A 23,654-nucleotide genomic window follows, 5' to 3' on the forward strand; every position below is an offset into this window, starting at 1 on the left:
AAAAAACGTCACCGGATCATCGCTGTGCGTGACGTGGCCATGCAAGAGATCACCTGATCACCAGAACATGACAAGAATCACAGGAATCACACATCGACCACATGGGCATCGTCCTTCGCCCGACCTCGGTCGCCCGCGTCTGCGAGGGACACACCGATCCCCGTATGCTCGCCCGGAAGTCAGACACCGGAAGGCATCGAAGTGAACTACAGGGTCCAGCCCAGCGCTCAGGTCGACGACACCGCCGAGATCGGCGCCGGCAGCAGCGTCTGGGACCTCGCACAGGTCCGCGAGGGCGCCCGCCTCGGCGAGGGCTGCGTGGTCGGCCGTGGCGCCTACGTCGGCACGGGCGTGCGCATGGGCGACAACTGCAAGCTCCAGAACTACGCGCTGGTGTACGAGCCTGCCGAGTTGGGCGACGGCGTCTTCATCGGCCCCGCCGTGGTCCTCACCAACGACCACAACCCCCGTTCGGTGGACCCCGAGGGCAAGCAGAAGCGGGGTGGCGACTGGGAGGCCGTCGGCGTGAAGATCGCCGACGGCGCCTCCATCGGCGCCCGTTCGGTGTGCATCGCCCCCATCGAGATCGGCCGCTGGGCCATGGTCGCGGCCGGCGCCGTCGTCACCAAGGACGTCCCCGACTTCGCGCTCGTCGTCGGAGTCCCCGCCCGGCAGATCGGCTGGGTCGGCCACGAGGGCGTCCGGCTGGTCGCGCGTGAGGACCGGGCGGGGGTGTGGGAGTGCCCGAAGTCCGGCCGCCTCTACCGGGAAACGGCCGAGGGGACGCTCACCGAGTCGGAGTGAGCCGAGCAGCACCAGGAGGGTGGAACCGGCCCGGGACCGATCCCCCGGGCCTTTCGGTCCTCCAGCCCGTGACGGTGCCCGGACCACGCGGTGGGGCGCCCAGGACACACAACGAGGACGACACATGTCTCAGACCGACGTCAAGGTCCCCGCACCGCAGGACGCGGCGGGCACCGACGAAGCGCCCGAGCCGGCGCCGCCCGCGCCCGCACGGGCCCCGCGGCTCTACGCGCTGGACGCGCTGCGCGTCGTAGCGGCGCTCTCTGTGCTGCTCTTCCACTTCACCGGCGTGGACGCGGCGACGAAGGCCAACTGGGGCATCAACCCGAAGGCGCTGTTCCCGTCGATCTTCCCGTACACCTCGTACGGCTCCTACGGCGTCCAGCTGTTCTTCATCATCAGCGGCTTCGTCATCTGTCTGTCGGCCTGGGGCCGTACCCCGGGCCAGTTCGTCCAGGCCCGCTTCCTGCGGCTGTTCCCCGCCTACTGGTTCTCGGTCGTCATCGCCGTCCTCGTCTGGCGCGGGCTGCCCGACGGCGAGCGCACGGCGCCGAGCTTCAGCGAGTCACTGACGAACCTCACCATGGTCCAGGCACCGCTGTCCGCCCGGCACCTGGTCGGCGCCTACTGGACGCTGTGGGTGGAACTCACCTTCTACCTGATCTTCCTGGTGGTCCTCTGGAAGGGACTGGACTACGTCCGCGTCTCCGTCTTCTGCTGGCTGTGGCTGCTCGCGAGCGTCCTCGCGCAGAAGGACGAGATCCCGCTCGTCGGCATCTTCGCCCAGCCGCTGAACACCGCGCTGTTCGTCTCCGGCATCGCGATGTACCTGATCTACCGGTTCGGCCCCGACCTCAAGCTGTGGGGCCTGCTCGCCGCGGGCTGGCTGGTGATGCAGAGCGACCTCATCCAGCACGCGGACCACGTACGCGACGAGCAGGGCATGGACCGTCAGCCGTACGTCGCCCTCGCCCTGGTCACCGTCTTCTACCTGGTGGTCCTCGCCGTCGCCCTGCACAAGTTCGACCGCCTCGAATGGAAGTGGCTCACCACGGCCGGCGCGCTGGTGTACCCGCTCTACCTGATCCACGAGGAACTGGGCTGGGCCATGATCCGCAAGCTGTACGGCGGCGGCGTTCTGGGTGCGTGGGCCACGCTGGCCGCCACCACGGCCGTACTGATCGTGCTGGCGTGGCTCGTCCACAAGTGCGTGGAGAAGCCTTCCCAGCGGTGGCTGCGCAACCGCCTGGCCAAGGAGTCCGGCAGGCACACGGCGGCGGCCCGCGGCTGACGGCCCGCAGCTTGTCCGGAAACGGGGAAGGGCTTGACGCCACCGACTGGTGGCGTCAAGCCCTTCCCCGTTTCCCGGAAGCGTGTGTCAGCCGCCGATGACAACCCGCCGGACGCCCTTCCAGGCCTCCGGGTCGGTCGTACGGCGACCGTCGACCAGGACCGTGACGTCCGGCAGGTCGGCCGGGGTCAGGGAGCGGTACTCGGCGTGGTCGGCCTGGAGGATCGCGGCCGTGACCTTCTCGCCGGCGTGCGGGGTCAGACCGTGCGCCGCCAGCTCCTCGTCCGTGTACATCGGGTCCGAGACGAACGGGACCGCGCCGCGCGCCCTGAGCGCCTCGACGGTCGGGAAGACGCCCGAGAACGCGGTCTCCTTGACGCCACCGCGGTAGGCGGCGCCCAGCACGAGCACGTTCACGCCGGTCAGGTCGCCGTAGGCGGCGGCCAGCAGGTCGACGGCGTACTCCGGCATCGCGGCGTTCGCCTCACGCGCGGAGCGCACGACGGTCGCGGCCGGGTCGTTCCACAGGTACATCCGCGGGTAGATCGGGATGCAGTGCCCACCGACGGCGATGCCGGGCTGGTGGATGTGGCTGTACGGCTGCGAGTTGCAGGCCTCGATGACCTTCTTGACGTCGATGCCGTTGCTGTCGGCGAAGCGCGCGAACTGGTTCGCCAGGCCGATGTTGACGTCCCGGTAGGTGGTCTCGGCGAGCTTGGCCAGCTCGGAGGCCTCGGCCGTGCCCAGGTCCCACACACCGTTGGCCTGCGGCAGGTCGGCGCGCTCGTCGAAGTCGAGGACCTGCTCGTAGAACTCCACACCGCGGGCCGTCGACGCCTCGTCGACGCCGCCGACCAGCTTCGGGTAGCGGCGCAGGTCGGCGAAGACCCGGCCGGTCAGGACGCGCTCCGGGGAGAACACCAGGTGGAAGTCCTCACCGACGGTCAGACCCGAGCCCTCGGCCAGCATCGGCGCCCAGCGGGTGCGCGTGGTGCCGACCGGCAGCGTCGTCTCGTACGAGACGAGCGTGCCCGGCTTCAGACCCTGGGCGATCGCCTTCGTCGCGGAGTCCATCCAGCCGAAGTCCGGGATGCCCTCGGCGTCGACGAACAGCGGCACGACCACGACGACGGCCTCGCACTCGGCGACCGCCGACGCGGTGTCCGTCGTCGCGCTCAGCAGCCCGGCGTCGACGGCCTGCTTGAGCTTGACGTCGAGGTCGTGCTCACCCGGGAAGGGCTCGACACCGGCGTTGACCAGCTCGACGACCTTCTCGTTGACGTCCGCACCGATGACCCGGTGGCCCTTGGACGCGAACTGCACGGCCAGCGGAAGACCGATCTTGCCGAGCGCTACTACACAGATGTTCATGGACGGTGGCTACTTCCTTCTGGAACCGTTCGGCTTCAGGAACCGTTCGACTTCGACTTCTTGGAACCGTTCGACTTCGAGCCGACGGAGCGGGACTTCACCTTCCGCGCCAGACGCCCGAGCGCCTGCCGCACCAAAGTCCTCTTCGGGGGATACAGCTGGGCCGTGTCGATCACCACACGCCCCTTGTCGTTGACGAGTGCCGACGCCCGGTACGGATCGTCCTCATGGCCCCATCGCCGGGCGAGCGGCATCGGCAGCCCCTCACCGCGCACCGGGATCTCGTACGTCCTGCCCGCGACGTCCAGATAGACCCGGACACCCCTCTTGGCGGTGACGTACTCCAGCGGCAGCCGCGCGTGCAGCACACTGGCCGCGCCGTCCTGGGCCGGCTCCACCCGCATCTCACCGACCGGGGCCGGCAGTACCTGGTCCGCCTTGAGACGGCGGGCGCCCGGCTTGTCCGCCGACTTGGGCATGGCGCCCTTGACGAGCCGCAGCACCGCCCCGGCCTCGTCGACGTGCCCGACCACCGGCACCCGTACGGACGCCGTGTAGACGAGCCCGTCGCCCTGCTGCTCCCAGTCGGAGGCGAGCAGTTCGGTGCCCTGGGCCAGGCGGCCCGGGACGGACTCCCCGATCAGCTCGTAGACCCGGTCGGGCAGACCGACCCGCGGGTCGCGGAAGCCTGGGTAGCGGGCGTAGGCACGCTCGCCCTCGACGACGAACGGCGGCGCCCCGTGCTCCTGCTCGGTGCTGATCGCCTCGGACAGCGCGTCGATCGCCCCCGCCTGGGCCAGGGCGATGCGCACCCGGCGCTTGACGTCCATGGCGTCGCGGATGCCGTCGGTGAAGTAGGTGTCGGCGAGCCGGGCGATGCCCGCGCAGAGCTGCCGCTGCAGGTCGCGGTCCAGGCCCGGGAAGTCGTCCTGGACGAGCTTGGCCAGCTCCCAGGTGAAGTGCCGGCGCAGCACGGCGTCACGCTTGGGACCCGCCTCGATGAGCCCGGCGGTGAAGTCCACGATCTCCGCCGCGGCCCGCAGCCGCGCCAGATGGTCCGCGCGGTAGGTGATGTTGCTGGCATCGCCCCGCTTGACCGCGAAGTAGCAGATGTAGTCGGCCACCACCGAGATCTTCCGGGCGCGCACGCACGCCTCGATGGTGAACGGCTGGTCGCTGCCCACCGGAAGGTGCTCGGGGAAGCGCAGCTTGTGCTTCTCGACGAGTTCCCGCCGGAACAGCTTGGTGTTGGCCAGGGTGAACGGCAGCGCCGAGTCGTACAGGCTGACGTCCGGGTCGTTCTCCTTGTACAGCGCCTGGTGGACGTACCGGCCGTTGGTGCCGACCATCTTGCCGACCACGACGTCCGAGTCGTTCTGGTCGGCGCACTTCACCATGCGCTCCAGGGCCTCCTCACCGAGGTAGTCGTCGGATCCTATGAAGTACACGTACCGGCCCGTGGCCACCTCCAGTGCCCTGTTGCTGGGCGCGGCGGGGCCACCGGAGTTCGGCTGGTGGAGCACCTTGACGGTGTCCGGGTACTGCGCCGCGAACCGGTCGAGTTCGCGACCGCTGTCGTCGGTGGAGCCGTCGTCGACGGCGACGATCTCCAGCCGGTCCCGCCCGATGCTCTGCCCGACGAGGGAGTTCAGGCACTCCGTCAGGTACGGCATCGTGTTGTAGACGGCGACGACGACGGTGACGTCGGGAACGGCCCCGTTCATGAACCCGCCTTCGAGGTTCTGGAAACCAGCCGGGAGTACAGCCCGTCCAGCACCTCGGCCTGCGCCTCCCAGGTCCAGGCGTCGAGCAGCCCGGGCTTGTCGTAGGCCGCCGTGTACTTCTCCGGGTCGGCCAGTACGGCCTTGATGGCGCGGGCGAGATCGTCGATGTCCTCGGCCCGGCAGACCTCGCCCTGGCCCGTGGAACGGGTCATCTCCGACATGGTCTTCACATCGCTGACCACCAGCGGCAGCCGCGCGTGGGAGTACTCGAAGAACTTCGTGATCAGGGCGATCTCGTGGTTCGGCCAGTGGTGGATCGGGATGCAGCCGACGTTCGCCGCGGCCAGGAACCGGACCACCTGCCAGTGCTTGACGTACGGCACCGCGTGCAGCCGGTCGCCCACCCCGAGCTCCTGTGCCCGGCGCAGCAGGCCCTGGATGTAACCGGCGGCCGGCGCCGGGACGACGAACGCCATGTGGACGCCGTCCAGCTTCGGCAGCGCCTCCACCATGTCCCCGAGGCCGCGCTGCGCGCCGGGCGAGCCGCTGTAGACGACCAGCGGGACGTCCGGTCCGATGCCGCACAGGGCGCGCAGGTCCGGCTCCGGCTCGGTGTCCTCGAGCACCAGGTCGGGCTCGACGGGACGGTCGGGGGCGTTGAGGACCACGGTCGGCTGTTCCTTGAGGCCGTGCCGCTCCACCAGCAGGTCGGCCAACCCTTCGGAGACGGTGACCACGGCGTCGGCGAACGGGGCGTACTCGCTCTCGTGCGCGGTGTTGCCGGGGATCCAGTGGGCGTTGTCCTCCCAGGGGCGCACCCCGGGCAGGAACTCGTGGGCGTCCCACACCAGCTTGACCGAGCGGCCGGCGGCACGGGCCCGCACCGCGGCACGGGCGCCGACCCCGAGCATCCGGAAGTCGTTCGCGTGGATGAGATCGGGCTTGAGGGCGTCGATCTCCTTGCCGTAGGTCAGCTCGTAGTCCCACAGCACGGGCTCCAGGCGACGCCAGGCACGCCGGCCCTTGGCCGCCTTCCAGAGGGCGGTGAAGGCGCGGTCCAGGGGCCCGCGCAGCGCACGGCCCGCCTGCTGCGCCTGGCTGCTCTGCCGGGCCCGGAACTCGACCCACTTCTGCATGAACTTGGAGACCGGCCCGGCCACCACGAGACGCAGCTTCTCGACCCGGCGGAAGGCGGGGCCGCCCACGGCCTGCGGCGCCACCTTCAGGGCCGCCCGACGGGCGGCCAGGTCCGCGCGCCAGGCCTTGGCCCACTGACGGCGGTAGGCCGCCAGCGGGCCCGGCGGGTAGGCGAGCGGACGGCGCAGCGGCGAGCGGTGCCGCTCGGCGTGCCGCTTGGCCAGTGGCGTCTTCAGCGGCAGCAGCCGGACCTCGGCGTCACCGAGCTTCCAGGTACGACCGTTGCCGGATCGGACTAGGCCGAGGAGCACCACGTCCCAGCCGGCGGCCGCCGCGGATTCTGCGGCCTTCTGCACGCGCGAGTCGCCGTCGACCTTGTTGTCGACCAGCATGACGACCCGGCCCTTGGTCGGGCGGGGCGCGTCGGTGCGCTGCGCTTCCATGAACAGCCTTTCTGAACCGGTCACTTCAGGAAATCGCTCAGGACCTGGGCGGTCCATGTGCCGTCGTGGTAGGTGCGGGCGAACTCGAGGGACTTCGCGCCGATCCGGGCCGTGCCCTCGGGGTCACCGATGAGCCCTTCCAGGACCTCGCGGAGGGTGTCGGGGGTGGCGCTGACGATGGGCAGGGCACCGTCCGTGGCGAGTTTCACGCCATCGCTGATGTACGCCACGACGGGCTTGCCGGCCGCCATCGCCTCCACGGCGAAGGTGCCGTAGCTGCCGGTGGTGAACTGGTCGAGGACCAGGTCGCAGCTCTGCACCAGCTCGCGCATCTCCGCCCACGGGATGCCCTCGGCGAGTCGGAACTCGATGACGCCCTTGTCGTGCAGCTCGGTGAGCAACGGCATGATCCGGTCGGTGCCCTTGGTCCACCGCTTCGACGGGGCGTGCAGCACCAGCGGCCGCTTGCGCTCCATGACCGGGCGGTCGGTGGCCCACTTGTCCACGTCCACGACCAGCGGCACCCACTTCGCCGTCGGCAGGTCCTCCAGGAGGTCAGGGGTGGTGACGTAGAGCGGCAGTCCGGCTTCGGCCGCGATCCGCTTGTTGACCTCGACCTTGGCCTGGAGCTTCTTGGCGATGCCGTCGGGGGCGTCGTGGAACAGCGAGAAGGGGTGACGCGCCATGTGGTCGGCGGGGTGCCTGATCTCGCTGCCGTGGGCGAGCAGCCCCACCTTGATTTTGGCCTGCTTCAGGGCGTCGAGGTCACCGGCGATGTTCGTGCCGTTGAGGTGCCCGAACACCGGCATGAAGGCGTCGACCAGCAGATGGCTGAAGCGGCCGATGACCCGCTCCATCTGGCGCACCTGCACGTCGAGGTCGGGCAGCCGGTTCGCGTCCACGTACACGTCGGCCGGGTAGTCGAAGGACTCCGGCCGCTTGTTCATGACGACCTCGACGGACACGTCCGGGTTGAGGCGCGTGATGGCCTGCGCGAACGCGGCGCCCTGACCCGCGTAGTTGGCGGGGCCGAGCCCGAGGCGGACCCGGGTGTCGCCGAGCCTGCGCCACAGCGGCCGGCCGTCGGCACCGGAGTTGTCCGCCGTGCGCACCGCCTCGGGGGTCTCCTGGACCGTCCAGGACACCTCGGACCGAGGGCTCGGCGGGGTCTTCTTCGACAGGTCGCGGTACAGCTTCAGCAGCTTGGCGCTCTGCGCCTCCCAGGACAGGTCGGTGAGGACGTCCTCGGTGATCGCGTCGGAGAGCTTGCCGCGGTTCTCCATGGCGCGTGCGGCGGCCTCGGCGAAGGTCCTGGGGTCGTCCCAGGTCCACACCTCGCCCAGACCGTGCTCCTCCACGTACGCCTTGATGACCTTGACGTCGCTGGTGACCAGCGGCAACCCGGCCTGGAGGTACTCGGACACCTTGGTCGGCAGCGACACCTCGCAGTTGGGGACACGCCGGAACGGGGTGAGGCCGAGGTCGGCGGAGGAGAGGTAGTCGGCGACCTCGTGCTGCGGCACGTACGGCACCAGATGGATCCGGTCCCGCACGCCCAGCGCCTCGGCGCGCGTGAGGAGTTGTTCCAGAAGGGGCGTCATGCGGCCGTGCACCAGGGCGAGATGGAAGCCGGGCAGCTGCGGTAGACCGTCGATGACGGCGTCCACACCCCGCTCCGGACCGATCCAGCCCGAGTAGACCATCAGCGGAACCTCGGGGCCCAGACCACAGGCCGCACGCACCGACGAGGCGGACGTGCCGCCCCCGATCACCTCACGGACCGGCGCGTTGCCCACCACCAGCGGCGCCTTGGCCAGCCCGTGGTCCTCCTTCAACAGCTCCGCCATCTGGCTGGAGACGGTGACGACGGCGTCGGCACGGCCGATGAACTCGGCCTCCACCGCGGGCAGCGCGTACGCCTGGCGCGGATGAGGCCACTCCACGCCCTTGACGTACTCGTGGGCGTCGTACAGCCAGGCGCACCTACGGCCCCGGGCGCGCAGCCGGGCTGCGCTGAGCGCGGCCGTCGCGATCATCGTCACGTCGTTGGCGTGGATGACGTCCGGTTCGAGTTCCTCGATCACCGGGCCGAAGGCGAGGTCGAGGTCGACCACCTGCGGCCAGTCGACGCGCCAGTCGCCGGCCAGGTCGTCCTTGGACTTGTGCCGCTGCTCCCACTTGAACGCCTGCACCCGCAGCCGGTGCACCGAGCGGCGCGCCCGCAGCACCGCCTTGATCGAGGTACGGCGTGGAGCACTCGCCCAGTTGCTCTCGGCCGACTTCTGGCGGACCCAGGCCCGGTACTCCGCGGTGTAACGGTTCAGAGCCGCCTGGTCCGGAAGATGGAACTGGGTGGCCGCGGCCCGCAGGGAGCGCTCCCGGCGCGCCTTCACACCCCGCAGGTAGTCGGAACTCACCGGTACCCGGATGACGTCGATCGGCCCCATCTTCGACCGCTGGACGCGCTTGGTGTTGCTCCGGCCGATCAGGGTCACGTCCCAGCCGTCTCGGGCCGCGGCGACGGCTGTCTTCTGGACACGGGAGTCACCCGTGATGCCGTTGGCGACGATCACTGCGATCCTCGGCCTGCGGGCAGGGGATTCCATTACGTACTTCCTCCGGGGGTACAGGAGCGCGGCCCCCCCTGTTCCAGGGGGGGCCGGCAGGTGGCAGTGGCGCGCACCGGAAGCTATCGGGCAGCCACGTGCTCAACCGGGTCGATATTGACGGTACCGCCGTTGGTCGCCGAAGCGAGAACCGCCGCCGCGACCTCCACCGTACGCATGCCCTGCCGCAGGGTGCAGATGTCGGCGGGCTCGCCGAGCACCGCGTCCCGGAACAGCTCGTGCTCCACCTGGAGCGGCTCGCGCTTCGGGATGGCGTAGCGGATCATGTCGCCCTCGGAGACACCGCGGAAGGCCTGGAGGGCCTCCCACTCGGTGGTCACCGCCGCGTTGGAGTGGAAGGTCAGGTCGGCGGTGAGGGTGTCGGCGATGAAGCAGCCGCGCTCACCGGTGACGAGGTGAACCGCTCCTTGAGCGGGCTCAGCCAGTTGACCAGGTGGTTGACCATGGTGCCGTCGTCCAGGCGGCCGACCGCGGAGACCATGTCCTCGTGCTCACGGCCGCTCTTGGAGACGGTGTGCGCGGCGATGGACACGTACTCACGGCCCGTCACCCAGCCGGTGAGGTCGATGTCGTGGGTGGCCAGGTCCTTGACCACGCCGACGTCGGCGATGCGGTGCGGGAACGGCCCCTGACGACGGGTGACGACCTGGTAGACGTCACCCAGCTCGCCGGCCTCCAGACGGGCGCGCAGCGAACGCAGTGCCGGGTTGCACCGCTCGATGTGACCCACGCCGGCGACCAGGCCGCGCGACTCGAAGGCCTCGACGAGCCGGCGGGCCCCGTCGACGGTGTCGGCGACCGGCTTCTCGATCAGCGCGCAGACGCCGGCCGCGGCGAGCGCCAGACCGACCTCCTCGTGCAGATGAGTGGGGCAGGCCACGACCGTGTAGTCCACGCCCAGCGCGATCAGTTCCTCGACCGTGTTCAGGACCGGCACGCCCTGCGCGGCACCGAACTTGTCGCCCATCGGGTCGACGACGGCGACGAAGTCGACGCCGTCCAGGCCCGCAAGGACACGGGCGTGGTGACGCCCCATGGAGCCGAGGCCGACGAGTCCGGCCCGCAGAGGCTTGCTCACAGCTGCTCTCCCAGCGCGTTCACGGCGGTCACGATGCGCTCCAGGTCCTGCGCCGACAGCGCGGGGTGCACGGGCAGCGACACGACCTCGGAGGCCGCCCGCTCCGTCTCGGGCAGGTCCCAGGAGCGGCCCGCCTTCTGGTCCGGCTCCCAGTACGGCTTGAGCCGGTGGATCGGGGTCGGGTAGTACACCGCGTTGCCGATGCCGGCCTCGGTCAGCTTCGCCATGGCGGCGTCACGGTCACCCTGGATGCGCACGGTGTACTGGTGGTACACGTGGCGCGCGCCCTCGGCGACCTTCGGCGTCACCACGTTCGGCGCGGTGATGTTGTCGGTGAGGTAGGTGGCGTTGGCGATGCGCTGCTCGGTCCAGCCGCCGAGCTTGGCGCGCTGCACGCGGCCGATCGCGGCGGACACGTCCGTCATCCGCACGTTCGCGCCGACGATCTCGTTCGCGTACCGCTGCTCCATGCCCTGGTTGCGCAGCAGGCGCAGGGTCCGCGCGGTCTCCGCGTCACCCGTGGAGATCATGCCGCCCTCGAGGCTGTGCATGTTCTTCGTCGGGTAGAAACTGAAGGTGCCCGCGGCGCCGAACGCGCCGACCGGGGTGCCGTGCAGCGCGGCCGAGTGGGCCTGGCAGGCGTCCTCGACGACGGCGAGCCCGTGCTGCTGCGCGATGGTCATGATCCGGTCCATCGCGGCCGGGTGGCCGTAGAGGTGGACGGGCATGACGGCGGCGGTGCGCGGGGTGATCGCGGCCTCGAAGGCGGCCGGGTCCAGACCGAAGCTGTCGGCCTCGATGTCGGCGAAGACGACGTCCGCGCCCACCAGACGCACCGCGTTGGCGGAGGCGGCGAAGGAGAACGAGGGGACGACGACCTCGTCGCCCGGACCGATGCCCAGTGCGAGCAGGGTCAGGTGCAGCGCCGAGGTGCCGGAGTTGACCGCGACACAGTGGCGCCCGTCGACCAGCTCCGAGAACTCCTCCTCGAAGGCGGCCACCTCAGGCCCCTGGACGACCCGGCCGCTCCGCAGCACGCGGACCGCGGCCTCGATCTCGTCCTCGCCGATCACAGGCTTGGCGGCCGGTATGAACTCATGGGCGTCGGTCATCGACATCCCCTCCTCTACGGCGACCTCTAAGGCGCGTCGTGCTTCTTCGGGAAGGGGCCGCATCGATCTCAGCACGGCCGCATCCCTGGGTGTTCACCGCTGCCTGTGGGCGGGCGAACGGCTTGTACACAGGACCCGCCCCCCGAGGGTTCCTTGCGGGAATACAGCCGTATCCGAGCCGGAGGGCCGGATGTGCTGGTCGGCTGCGGTCGCGGCGGGCATGGGTGTGGCCGCCGAGACCACGGTTCACGTTACCAGCACGGAGACGGCAATTTTCCTTAGGGTTACCACAGAGAAACCTGGCCCCGAGGTGGGTTCCATCACAAGCAAGACACACAGTAACTCGCGCGTGAACGCCGGGCGACGCGGCACGACGCGGGCGGCGGCGTGCCCCACCCGGTTGGCACCGAGCGTCGCACGCCGCCGCTGTCCGGCCGGCCCGAGGGCCGACCGGGTGGGCCCGGCGGGAGGGTCAGTCCTCCGTGGTGGCCGAGACGGACGAGACGCTCTGCTGCGCCGCCGCCGTCGTCTTCGACGCCGCCTTCTTGGCCGTCGTCTTCTTGGCCACCGTCTTCTTCGCGGCCGTCTTCTTCGCCACCGTCTTCTTGGTGGCGGCCTTCTTCGCCGTGGCCTTCTTCGCCGTCTTGCGGGCGGCCGTCTTCTTGACCGGGGCGCCCTCCTCCGAGACCTCGCCGGTCTCCGCCTCGGCGTCGGCCGGAGCCTCGGCCGCTGCGTCGGCCGGAGCCTCGGCCGGGGTCTCCGCCGCGGCCGACGGGACGACCACGACGGCCGTCTCCTCGGACGCGGTGGGCGCGGTGGCCTTGCGGACGGCACGGCGCCGCGGACGGGCCGGAGCCGCGCTCTCGGCGACCGGCTCGGCTACCGGCTCGGCGACCGGCTCGGCCTGCGCCTCCTGCTGCTCCGCCGGAGCCTGCGCGGGCGCGGATTCGGCGACCGTCACGACGGCGGCCTCCGCTCCGGCGGGCGAACCGGCCGGCGCGGACACCTTGCGGGTGGCCCGTCGGCGCGTACGGCCCTTGGGTGCGGCCGCCTCCTCGGTCACGGGGGCCTCGGTGACGGGGGCCTCGACGACCGGGTCCTCGACGGCGACCGGCTCGGCGTGCGCGACGGCGGCCTCGGCCGGCTGCACCGGACGCTCGGCCTCCGCCTCGGCGGAAACGTCCTGTGCCGTGGGAACCTCCGCGAGCTGCTCGGACGCGGCCTCCCGCCTCGGTGTGCCGCCCCGCGGCGCACCCGCGGGGGCCGAGGCCCGGCGGCTCGACCGGCGTCGGCCACGACCGCGGCCCGCGGCGGCCTCCGCCTCGGCGACGCTGCTGTACAGCTCCTCGTCGGGCTCGAACTCGGCCACCTCCAGGGCGACCGGCTCGGCCACCTCGGCGGCGAGCTCGGCCGCGGTCTCGGCCTCGGCCTCCTCGCCCGCGCTCACCACGGTCTCGGCGGCGGCCGTCTCGTGCTCGTGGTCGTGCTCCTGGACGTCACCGCCCCGGCCGCGCTTCTTGCGCTTGCCGCCGCCACCGACGGCGGTCGGCTGGTCGAGATGGACGATGACACCGCGGCCGTTGCAGTGGACGCAGGTCTCGGAGAACGACTCCAGCAGGCCCTGGCCGACCCGCTTGCGGGTCATCTGCACGAGACCCAGCGAGGTCACCTCGGCGACCTGGTGCTTCGTACGGTCCCGGCCCAGGCACTCCAGCAGGCGCCGCAGCACCAGGTCCCGGTTCTGCTCCAGCACCATGTCGATGAAGTCGATCACGATGATGCCGCCGAGGTCGCGCAGCCTGAGCTGACGCACGATCTCCTCGGCCGCCTCCAGGTTGTTCCTGGTGACCGTCTCCTCGAGGTTGCCGCCCTGACCGGTGAACTTGCCGGTGTTGACGTCGACGACGACCATCGCCTCGGTCCGGTCGATCACCAGCGAACCGCCGCTGGGCAGCCAGACCTTGCGGTCCAGCGCCTTGGCGAGCTGCTCGTCGATCCGGTAGGTGGCGAAGACGTCGACCTCGGAGGTCCACCGCGACAGCCGGTCGGCCAGGTCCGGGGCGACGTGCGAGACGTAGCCGTGGATCGTCGACCAGGCCTCGTCACCGCTGACGACGACCTTGGTGAAGTCCTCGTTGAAGATGTCGCGGACGACCCGGACGGTCATGTCCGGCTCGCCGTAGAGCAGCGTCGGCGCATTGCCGCTCTTGGCCTTCTTCTGGATGTCCTCCCACTGCGACTGGAGCCGCTCGACGTCGCGGCGCAGCTCGTCCTCGCTCGCGCCCTCGGCCGCGGTGCGCACGATGACGCCCGCGTCCTCGGGGACGATCTTCTTGAGGATGCTCTTGAGCCGGGCCCGCTCGGTGTCGGGCAGCTTGCGGCTGATGCCGGTCATCGAGCCCTCGGGGACGTACACGAGGTAGCGGCCCGGCAGGGAGACCTGGCTGGTCAGACGGGCACCCTTGTGTCCGATCGGGTCCTTGGTGACCTGCGCGAGCACCGGCTGGCCCGACTTGAGGGCGGACTCGATGCGGCGCGGCCCGTTGGCCATGCCGAGCGCCTCGAAGTTGACCTCACCGGCGTACAGGACGGCGTTGCGACCCTTGCCGATGTCGATGAAGGCGGCCTCCATCGACGGCAGGACGTTCTGGACCTTGCCCAGGTAGACGTTGCCGACGTACGAGGTCGACTGCTCCTTGTTGACGTAGTGCTCGACGAGCACGCCGTCCTCCAGGACGCCGATCTGCGTACGGTCGCCGTGCTGGCGGACGACCATCACGCGCTCGACGGCCTCACGGCGGGCCAGGAACTCGGCCTCGGTGATGATCGGGACGCGACGGCGGCCCTGCTCACGGCCTTCCCGGCGGCGCTGCTTCTTCGCCTCCAGACGGGTCGAGCCCTTGATGGACTGGACCTCGTCGGACGGCTCGCTGGCCTTGCGCGGCTCGCGGACCTTGACGACGGTGCGCTCCGGGTCGCTGTCGACCGGCTCGGCGTCGGGGGTGCCGTCCCCGGCGCGGCGGCGACGGCGACGGCGGCGACGGCTGCCCGCGGTGGAGCCTCCCTCGTCGTCGGCGTGGCCCTCCTCGGCGTCCTCGTCCTCCTGCTCGGCGGTGTCCTCGGCGTCCTGGACGGCCTGCTCGGCGGCCAGTTCCTCGACGTCGGCGTCACCGGAGTCGCCGTCCGCGCTGTCACCGCGACGACGGCGACGGCCGCCCCGGCGGCGACGGCGGCGCGAGGCGCCCTCGTCGGTGTCGTCGTCACCCTCGGCGGCCTCGTCGGCGGCCTCCTCGGCCTCCTCCGGCTCCGCCTCGTCCTCGGCGGAGGGCTCGACGGTCCTGGTCGGCTCCGCGGGCTCCTCGGCCTGGACGGCACCCCGGCGCCTGCGGCGGCGCCGCGAACCGGTCTGTTCCTCCGCAAGCTCCTCGGCGGCCTCGACCGGCGCCGTGGGCTCCTCCACGGGCTCCTCGACCTCGACCTCGACGTCGGCGGCCGCGGCCTCCGCGGCGGCGCGCTCCGGCGTCTGGAAGCGCGGCTCGGTGAACACGGGCGCCTGGAACACGGCGACCGCGGGACGGGCGGGACGACGCGGGGTGTCCTCCTCCTCGCCGGCCGGACGCGGAGGCGCGGAGAATCCGACGGCGGCCCGGGTGACGCGCCGACGCCCACGGCGGGGGCCGGCCTCCTCCTCGGCCTGCGGAGCGGGCGCCTCGGGCGCCTTCTCCTCGACGACGGTGGGCTCGGCGGGAGCCTCGGCCTGCTCCGGCGCCCCGGCGGGCGCCGCGACGGCACGGGCCGACCGTCGGCGCGTACGACGCGGGGCCTCCTCGACGGCGGGCGTCTCCGCGACGGGCGTCTCCGCGGCGACCTCGCTGACGTCGGCGGCCTCCGCGGCCGTCTCGGTGACCTCGGCGGCCTGCGGCGCACCGGTGGGCGCGGTCGCCCGGCGGGTGGCCCTGCGACGGGTCCGCCCGGCGGGCGCGGCCTCTGCCGGCTCTGCGGCCACGGGCGCATCTGCCGTCACGGGTGCCACTGCGACCTCGGGGGCCACGGGCGCAGTGGTCTCCGCGACGGTCTGCGTGGTCCCGTTCTGCTCCGGGGCGGCGGGTGCCGTCACGGTGCGCGTGGCCCGGCGGCGGGTGCGGCGCGGAGCGGGCTCCTCGGCGGGGGCCTGCTCCTCCGCGGCGACGGCCGCTGCCGGTTCGGCGGGCGCGGACACGGTCTCGGCCGCGGGCACCACGGTCTCGGCGGCCTCGGCCGTGGCGGAAGCACCGGCCGGAGCACCGGCGGGCGCGGAGGCCCGGCGGGTGGCCCGGCGCCGCGGACGCGCGGCGGGTGCGGCCTCCTCGGCCTCCGCGGCGGCCTCGACGACGGTGTCCTCCGTCGTCTCTTCCCCGATGTTCTCGGAGTCCTCCGCGGCCAGGTCGGCGACGGAGTCGGCGGCCGGTACGGCCGGCGCGACGGTCTCGGCCGGGGTCTCGGCGGCACCGACCGGCGGACCCGCCGGTCGGGAAGCGGCACGGCGCCGACGACGCGGCGGCAGGGTGTCGCTCGGGGTGTTCGTCGCGGAGTCCGGTACGGACTCTGTGGATTCGGTCGGTTCGAGCATGCGGGCGTATCTCCCGTCAGGCTCCCGGGCGCCGCGCTGGTCCGGCGCCGATCACGGTGGATCGGTCGCCGTTGACGTCCGCGGCTCGCGCTGTGCGCGGTGCCGCCGTCCGGGGCGCGGGCGCCGCACGGGAGCTCTCTAGTGTCCTGTCTCGCCGGTTCCGTACACCGAATGTGTACGGCCTGGCGAAAGTCTTGTGGTCGGTGCGCTGCCCGACCCAGGTGGCTCCCGAGTGCGAGGGCGGCGCTACGACGTGCGTCCCTGTGCGGAACCTTCCCTACGCCGGCGTCTTCGCGGCGGCAGTCACATCGGCCGTGGAAAGGGCCTCGACTGCCTCGCGGTCGGGCGCGAGCGGGTCGGTCACCACGCCGGTCTCTTCATCGAACAGCCCCTGCGCCAGCCTGGTCACCCCTGCGGGGACCGGCGGCGCCAGGTCGGCCACGGCGCGAAGACCGGACAGGACGTCGTCGGGTCGAACGGCAGGCGTCACGTGCCGAACAACCAGCCGCAGTATCGCACAGGGCTGGTCCGTCGGCCTATCAGCCTGTGGATTCTGTGTTTCGAGGTGCACGACGGCGGAGCGGGCGTCGAAGGTGCGGACGCCGTTCTTCATCAGTCGCTGGACCTCGACGGTGTCGGCCGCGTTGAACGCGGCCACCGCGCGGTCGGCTTCCGCGGGGTCCACGCCGGCCAGGCGCATCTCCCACACGGAGGCCGTGAGCCGGTCGGCGAGGCCCGACGTGCGGGCCTCCACCGCGTCGACGATGTCGAGCCCGGTGGGCAACGACTCGTCGAGCAGCTCACGCAGCTTCTGCGGGTCCCGCGCCTCGGTGAGCGCGATCTCCAGGTACTCCGCCTCGCTGCCCGTGCCGGTGGGTGCGGCATTGGCGTACGACACCTTCGGGTGCGGCGTGAACCCCGCCGAGTACGCCATGGGCACCTCGGCACGGCGCAACGCGCGCTCGAAGGCACGCTGGAAGTCACGGTGGCTGGTGAACCGGAGGCGGCCGCGCTTGGTGTAGCGCAGTCGGATGCGCTGCACCGCGGGTGCGGGCGGCGGGCCTTCGGGCTGTCGCTTGCCCAGTGTCGTTCAGTCCTTCGTGAGAGCGGTCGTACTGCTATCAAGAGTACGTGTCCCGCGCCCGGAAGGTTCCCTCCGGGCCACGGGCTGCGGCTGCCGGGGATCGCCGAACAGCAGTCGCCGCACGTCGGCGCGGGCCTGCCGGACGGATGCGCGGGCGGCGGACAGGGCCTGCCGGACGGTACGGCCCACGGCGCCCGCGGCCGCGGCGGCGGGCCGCAGCACGACGTCCCGGACGACGTGCCCGACGGGTGTCAGCACGCTCCGGTACACCCAGCGCACCGGCTCCACGAAGATCCACCGCAAGAGGGTCCCGAGGAAGCGGCCGACGGCGAGCGAGAGGTGCCCCGCGATCCGCCAGGCGTGCCGCAGGGCGTCCCACACCTCCCGTCCGACGAGGGCGAGGACCCGTCCCACGGGCGCCAGGACCCAGCGCCACAGGGCGAGGGCGGGCAGCACGAAGAGGACGCGGGTCGTCCAGTACAGGACCCGGCCGATCCCGGTGAACAGCAGGGCGAGCAGCCGCCCCACCCCCAGCACGCACCAGGCGACGGCTCGTCCGACGGGGGCGAGGAACCAGTCGTACAGCCACCGGGCGGGTACGACGAGCAGGTAGCGCGCCAGCCAGGCCAGGGCGACGCCCAGGCCGATCACGGCGGGCGTCAGCACCTGCGTGTACAGCCAGGCCAGGGCGCGGCCGACGGGCGTGAGGAGGTAGCGGTGGCACCAGAGCAGCGGGGCGACGACCAGCACCTTCCCGAGCCAGGCCAGGGCCTTGCCGACGGGGACGACGACGTACCGCCACAGGCCCACCAGGGGCAGGACGACGAGGACCCTGCCCAGCCACAGCAGGGCCCGGCCGAGCGGGCGCAGCAGGATGTCGTCCAGGAAGCGGCAGGCGACGACGAGCGCGTCCCACGCCATCCGCACCGGCAGGACCAGTACGAGCGCGACGATCCGCACGGGCAGCCTGATCGCGACGACGAGACATCCTTCGGGCTGCTGCTGCGGGGGCTGCGGGACGGGCGGCTTGTCGAGGTCCATACCTGCGAGGACGCCGGAGCGGCCCGTCCGGATCCCGCCACGCCCACGGCTCTCGTCTCCACCGGCCCGGCTGCACGCCCCGCCCGGCCGCCCATCGCCTCGCGCGCGTGCCCCGAGTCGCGTTCGGTGTCGGCGAGGCAGCGGACGGGTACGCGGATCGCCCGCCCGCAACAGACGGGCGTCGCGGGCACGTTCGGCCCGCAGCGGGCGGGCGTCGAGGGCGAGTTCGGCCCGCAGCGGGCGAGCGTCGCGGGCAGGATCGGCCCCCAGCGGGCGGGCGTCGGGCAAGATCGGCCCCCCAACGGGCGAGCGTCGCGGGCACGAACGGCCCCCAACGGGCGAGCGTCGCGGGCGGACCCGTGATCGCGGCGGCCGTCGTCGGCCGGAGGGTCCACGAGGTTCGTGGCGGGGCGAGCGGCGGCAGCGCCTGCGCCGGTGTCCGCGACGTCCGCCACGCCCAGGACCGCACCATGCGGTGGACCGACCTCAGTGGTCTCCCGGGCAGGTGACCGCGTGCGGGTCGCGCCCGCCCTACTTCACGACGGTCAGCGGGAGGAGCTTCTTGCCCGTGGGGCCGATCTGGATGGACGTGTCCATCGCCGGGGTATGACCAACAGCGATTGACGCTGCGGGGTGATCTTTCACCTGCGCAAGCGGGTCGATTCAGGGGCTGCCCTGCTCAGTAGCTGACAGTGCGGTTGAAGCTGGTGATGTTGAGTTTGACGCCCTTCACACTCTCGAGCGTGGTGGGGTACTCGCCCCGGACGGTCTGCCCCGGTCGCACGTCGGTCTCCAGTTGGGATCCGTTCGTCAGTCGGGTGCCACCGGCCTCGACCGCCTCCCAGTCCCACGAGTAGTCGGACTTCTCGCTGCTGCTGTTTTTGATCGTCCAAACGACCCAGATATTGGTGATGCCGGCTTGTGAGCGGTCATCCAGCTGGAAGGCGGTGAGGTCCGCTCGTTCGCCCTGGGGTTCCCGCGTCTTGTCCTGCGAGGACGTCTCCTGCGGCGTCCTCTCGGTGGCGGCCTTACTGGGCGCAGACGTAGTGGTCTCATCGCCGTCGCCCGACGCGACCGCCAGCACGACCACGACGATGACGATCACCGCAGCCAGGGTGCCGGCGCACCCCCAGAGACAGCCACGACCTCGCCGCTTCTTCTCCGGCGGCCCTGGCGGAGGCGTCCACTGCCCAGGAGGAGTGCCATTGCCCGAGCTTCCCCATCGAGGGCCGCCCGCAGGCTGTTCACTCGCCGGCATGCCTACCTCCTCCATAGCGGATATCACCACGCTAGGAAGCCAGGAACAGCCCCGCGAACCGAGAGCAGCCACTCAGGCGACAGCCGCCATGGGCGAGCATCCTCGGGATCGGTAGTTTCAGACCCATTCCACCTCGGACTGGATCCGCAAAGAGCTACCAAGCGGCGGCAGCGGTGTTCGCGGTACGTCCTGGGCAGCCTGCCGTACCTTCAGAACCCCGAGCGCCCGAGCGCTGCGGCCACCTCATCCTCTGTGACCTCCGCCACAGCCTAAGTGATCTGCCGCAGCGCCTCACTCACCGTCTCGCGCCCCGTTTCAGCTGATCGGAGTGGACTTGTTGACCGTCAGCGGGAGGAGCTTCTTGCCCGTGGGGCCGATCTGGATGGACGTGTCCATCGCCGGGCACACGCCACAGTCGAAGCACGGCGTCCAGCGGCAGTCCTCGACCTCCGTCTCGTCGAGGGAGTCCTGCCAGTCCTCCCAGAGCCAGTCCTTGTCGAGGCCGGAGTCCAGGTGGTCCCAGGGCAGGACCTCCTCGTAACCGCGCTCACGGGTGGTGTACCAGTCGACGTCCACGCCGAAGGGGGCCAGTGCCTTGTCGGCGCTGCTCATCCAGCGGTCGTAGGAGAAGTGTTCGCGCCAGCCGTCGAAGCGGCCGCCGTCCTCGTAGACCGCGCGGATGACCGCGCCGATGCGGCGGTCGCCCCTCGACAGCAGGCCTTCCACGATGCCGGGCTTGCCGTCGTGGTAGCGGAAGCCGATCGAGCGGCCGTACTTCTTGTCGCCGCGGATCTTGTCGCGGAGCTTCTCCAGGCGGGCGTCCGTCTCCTCGGCGGAGAGCTGCGGCGCCCACTGGAACGGGGTGTGCGGCTTCGGCACGAAACCACCGATGGAGACCGTGCAGCGGATGTCGTTGGCGCCGGAGACCTCACGGCCCTTCTGGATCACGCGGGTCGCCATGTCGGCGATCTGGAGGACGTCCTCGTCGGTCTCCGTCGGCAGACCGCACATGAAGTACAGCTTCACCTGTCGCCAGCCGTTGCCGTACGCGGTGGCGACGGTCCTGATCAGGTCCTCTTCGGAGACCATCTTGTTGATGACCTTGCGCAGGCGCTCGGAGCCGCCCTCGGGGGCGAAGGTGAGGCCGGAGCGGCGGCCGTTGCGCGTCAGCTCGTTGGCCAGGTCGACGTTGAAGGCGTCGACGCGGGTCGAGGGCAGGGAGAGGCCGATCTTGTCCTCGGTGTAGCGGTCGGCGAGGCCCTTGGCGACCTCGCCGATCTCGCTGTGGTCCGCGGAGGACAGTGACAGCAGGCCGACCTCCTCGAAGCCGGTCGCCTTGAGGCCCTTCTCCACCATGTCGCCGATGCCGGTGATGGAGCGCTCGCGCACCGGGCGGGTGATCATGCCAGCCTGGCAGAAGCGGCAGCCGCGGGTGCAGCCGCGGAAGATCTCCACCGACATCCGCTCGTGCACCGTCTCGGCCAGCGGCACGAGGGGCTGCTTGGGGTACGGCCACTCGTCGAGGTCCATGACCGTGTGCTTCGACACGCGCCACGGGACGCCCGACCTGTTCGGCACGACGCGGGCGATGCGGCCGTCCGGGAGGTACTCGACGTCGTAGAAGCGCGGGATGTACACGCCGCCTGTCTTCGCCAGGCGGAAGAGGACCTCCTCGCGGCCGCCCGGCCGGCCCTCGGCCTTCCACTGCCGGATGATCTTCGTCATGTCGAGCACGGCCTGCTCGCCGTCGCCGATGACCGCCGCGTCGATGAAGTCGGCGATCGGCTCGGGGTTGAAGGCCGCGTGGCCGCCGGCCAGCACGATCGGGTCGTCCGGCCCGCGGTCCCTGGACTCCAGCGGGATGCCCGCCAGGTCCAGCGCGGTCAGCATGTTCGTGTAGCCCAGCTCGGTGGAGAAGGACAGGCCGAACACGTCGAAGGCCTTCACCGGGCGGTGGCTGTCCACGGTGAACTGCGGGACGTGATGCTCGCGCATCAGGGCCTCCAGGTCCGGCCACACGCTGTACGTGCGCTCGGCGAGGACGCCCTCCTGCTCGTTGAGCACCTCGTAGAGGATCATGACGCCCTGGTTGGGCAGTCCGACCTCGTACGCGTCCGGGTACATCAGCGCCCAGCGGACGTCGCAGGACTCCCAGGGCTTGACCGTGGAGTTGAGCTCGCCGCCGACGTACTGGATCGGCTTCTGCACGTGCGGGAGCAGAGCTTCGAGCTGCGGGAAGACCGACTCGACAGACATCGCGGGGTTACCTTCGTGAGCTGGCAGGGGTGACCATCTAGCCTAACCCGCGCTTGAGGCGTCCCCGAACGCCCGAAAGCCCGGCGGCTCAGACCGCCATCGCCGCCCCGATCGACTCCCAGGCCTCGGGCAGCGCCGCCTCCACCAGCTCCGCCCGGCGCTCCTCCCTGGCGTACAGCACCCCGTAGGTGAAGGCGCTCTCCCCCGCCGCGTGCGCCCGGGCGGCGAGGTCGCACAGGGCCTCGCGGGTCATGACGCTGTCCTGGTGGTCGCCGAGCAGGCCCTGGAGGGACTTCATGAGACGGACCAGGTCGGCGGCCGGACCGCCGAGCGCGGGCGCGGCCGTCTCGGCGCAGTAGCGGGTCCGCTTGACCTTCTTGCGGGCATCGTGCAGGGCCAGGTCCCGGCCTGCGCCCGGCGGCTGTTCGAGCGCCTCCTCGACCAGTGCGGCGACCTGCCCGAAGTCCTTGCGTACGGCCTTGGCGAGCACCTTCTCCGGAGCGCCCGCGGCGGCCGGCAGCAGGGGCGGTTCGTCGACCAGCCGGTCCAGCGTGGCCAGCAGTGCCAGATACCGCTCGCCGTCCAGTACGGCGACGAGGCGCCCGCGGGATCCGTCGCCGTGCGCCCGCGCCCAGGCGCGCAGCCGGTTGCGGACGGGGCCGGTGACCAGCGGGCGCGGGAGTGCGTCCAGGGCGGCCGTCAGCCGGTCGGTGAGCACCTCCTGGTCCCGGTCCACGCCGAGTTCCCCGGCGAGCCACTTCAGCTCCTCGCCGATCGGGTCGGTGACGGTGCGGTCGAGGACCTTGGCGTGGGAACGGAACGCGCTGCGCATCCGGCGGGTGGCCACGCGCATGCGGTGCACGGAGCGGGGGAGGTCCCGGCGGACGGCCGGATCCAGCCCGATGATCGCGGCCCGCTGGGCGCGCAGGAAGACCAGGACATGGTCCCCGGCGGTCACCGGAGTGATGGAGGCGTTCGCCCCGGCGGCCGGCTTTCCGTCCTGGCGGGCCTTCGGCTTCGTCTTCGCCCTTCTCTTCCGTCCCGGTTCGGTCTCCGCAATGGCCCGCGCCAGCTTCGACGCCGACCCGGACGGCCGCACCCCCGCCTTGCGGAGCCGCTTGTCGACCTTGTCGAGGAAGTCCGGGTCGCCGCCGTCGGCGAGTTCCACCTCGATCTCGGTCCACCGGGCGGAGCCGCCGTCACCGGTCAGCCGGTCGGCGCGCACCGTGTCCACGCTGACCTCGGCGAGCAGCCGGCCCTCGTCGTCGACCAGGTGGCGTACGTCGCGGGCGGAGCGGAGCCGGACCACCGGCGCCAGTTCGGCGTCCCGTACGTGGGAGCGGATCAGCCCGGCCAGGGCGCGCGGGAGGGTGTCGGACAGCGGTGCCCGTATCTCGTCGCGGACGCCGGGGGCGACCGGGAACTTGAGGTGCCAGCCCGCGTCGGAGCCGCCGGTGCGGCGCCGCAGGGTGAGGGAGGCGGCCAGGAGCCGCGCGTCGGCGGTGTCGTAGTAGGTGGCGTCCAGTTCGGCGACGCCCTTGTCGAGGACGGCCGCGACCCCGGTGACGCCCGTGAGGTCGGGCAGCCCACCGTCATCGGACTCGTACTTGCGCTCGATCTCGCGCTTCGTCTCCGCCATGGACCGAATCTAGTGGCGGTCGAGCCCGGACGGCAGGGCCGACCGGGCTCGACATTCCCGCCACACGCGAGGAGAACGGCAGGTGACCTGGCGCTCGAGCCAGTTGAGGTCTAGGGCCTGTCGTTCGGATCACGCCGCAGACGCGGGGCCCGGCACGCGCATCTGCCGCGTTGTCGTCAC

The 23,654-nt window shown here is 71.5% G+C and carries 13 protein-coding genes and 1 pseudogene; 2 read left to right on the plus strand and 12 right to left on the minus strand.

Going from position 1 to position 23,654, the window contains the following annotated elements; genetic code table 11:
• Positions 1-201: 201 nt before the first annotated feature.
• On the plus strand, positions 202-804 hold the full coding sequence (locus tag BM536_RS34665; RefSeq protein WP_073491614.1) for an acyltransferase: 603 nt from the start codon (positions 202-204) through the stop codon (positions 802-804).
• Positions 805-928: 124 nt separating this feature from the next.
• A complete protein-coding gene (locus tag BM536_RS34670; protein WP_073491615.1) occupies positions 929-2,095 on the plus strand; it encodes an acyltransferase family protein in 1,167 nt (388 codons plus the stop codon).
• An 87-nt stretch (positions 2,096-2,182) separates the two neighbouring features.
• Here the strand turns inward: BM536_RS34670 and BM536_RS34675 are convergent, their stop codons facing one another.
• The 12 genes and pseudogenes from BM536_RS34675 to BM536_RS34730 all read right to left on the minus strand — a co-directional run bounded on the left by BM536_RS34675 (position 2,183) and on the right by BM536_RS34730 (position 23,474).
• Positions 2,183-3,466 carry a nucleotide sugar dehydrogenase gene (locus BM536_RS34675; RefSeq protein ID WP_073491616.1) on the minus strand — a complete coding sequence of 428 codons (1,284 nt, stop codon included), beginning with the start codon at positions 3,464-3,466 and terminating at the stop codon, positions 2,183-2,185.
• Positions 3,467-3,501: 35 nt separating this feature from the next.
• Positions 3,502-5,190: a glycosyltransferase family 2 protein gene (locus BM536_RS34680; RefSeq protein WP_073491617.1), complete on the minus strand. Its 1,689-nt coding sequence runs from the start codon at positions 5,188-5,190 to the stop codon at positions 3,502-3,504.
• Positions 5,187-6,770 (minus strand): glycosyltransferase family 4 protein, encoded by a 1,584-nt coding sequence (locus tag BM536_RS34685; protein WP_245873939.1) that lies wholly within the window; start codon positions 6,768-6,770, stop codon positions 5,187-5,189. Before BM536_RS34685 ends, BM536_RS34680 begins: the two co-directional genes overlap by 4 nt.
• 20 nt (positions 6,771-6,790) lie before the next feature.
• The gene (locus BM536_RS34690) at positions 6,791-9,376 is read right to left on the minus strand and encodes a glycosyltransferase family 4 protein (RefSeq protein WP_073491618.1); all 2,586 of its coding nucleotides are present in this window, start codon (positions 9,374-9,376) and stop codon (positions 6,791-6,793) included.
• An 83-nt stretch (positions 9,377-9,459) separates the two neighbouring features.
• A pseudogene (locus BM536_RS34695) lies at positions 9,460-10,433 on the minus strand (Gfo/Idh/MocA family protein).
• 38 nt (positions 10,434-10,471) lie between these two features.
• Positions 10,472-11,587: a DegT/DnrJ/EryC1/StrS family aminotransferase gene (locus tag BM536_RS34700; RefSeq protein WP_094103975.1), complete on the minus strand. Its 1,116-nt coding sequence runs from the start codon at positions 11,585-11,587 to the stop codon at positions 10,472-10,474.
• Positions 11,588-12,059: 472 nt separating this feature from the next.
• The gene (locus BM536_RS34705) at positions 12,060-16,196 is read right to left on the minus strand and encodes a ribonuclease E/G (protein WP_094103941.1); all 4,137 of its coding nucleotides are present in this window, start codon (positions 16,194-16,196) and stop codon (positions 12,060-12,062) included.
• Between the two features lie 277 nt (positions 16,197-16,473).
• A complete protein-coding gene (locus BM536_RS34710; RefSeq protein ID WP_073496773.1) occupies positions 16,474-17,238 on the minus strand; it encodes a TIGR03936 family radical SAM-associated protein in 765 nt (254 codons plus the stop codon).
• 48 nt (positions 17,239-17,286) lie between these two features.
• Positions 17,287-18,321: a hypothetical protein gene (locus BM536_RS34715; RefSeq protein ID WP_073496775.1), complete on the minus strand. Its 1,035-nt coding sequence runs from the start codon at positions 18,319-18,321 to the stop codon at positions 17,287-17,289.
• A 679-nt stretch (positions 18,322-19,000) separates the two neighbouring features.
• Complete coding sequence (locus BM536_RS34720; RefSeq protein WP_073496777.1) at positions 19,001-19,426, minus strand: hypothetical protein; 426 nt, start codon at positions 19,424-19,426, stop codon at positions 19,001-19,003.
• Between the two features lie 468 nt (positions 19,427-19,894).
• The gene (locus BM536_RS34725; RefSeq protein WP_073496779.1) at positions 19,895-21,835 is read right to left on the minus strand and encodes a TIGR03960 family B12-binding radical SAM protein; all 1,941 of its coding nucleotides are present in this window, start codon (positions 21,833-21,835) and stop codon (positions 19,895-19,897) included.
• An 88-nt stretch (positions 21,836-21,923) separates the two neighbouring features.
• On the minus strand, positions 21,924-23,474 hold the full coding sequence (locus BM536_RS34730; protein WP_094103942.1) for a CYTH and CHAD domain-containing protein: 1,551 nt from the start codon (positions 23,472-23,474) through the stop codon (positions 21,924-21,926).
• Positions 23,475-23,654 lie beyond the last annotated feature (180 nt).

The organism is Streptomyces phaeoluteigriseus, from assembly GCF_001896135.2.
Lineage (GTDB): Bacteria > Actinomycetota > Actinomycetes > Streptomycetales > Streptomycetaceae > Streptomyces > Streptomyces phaeoluteigriseus.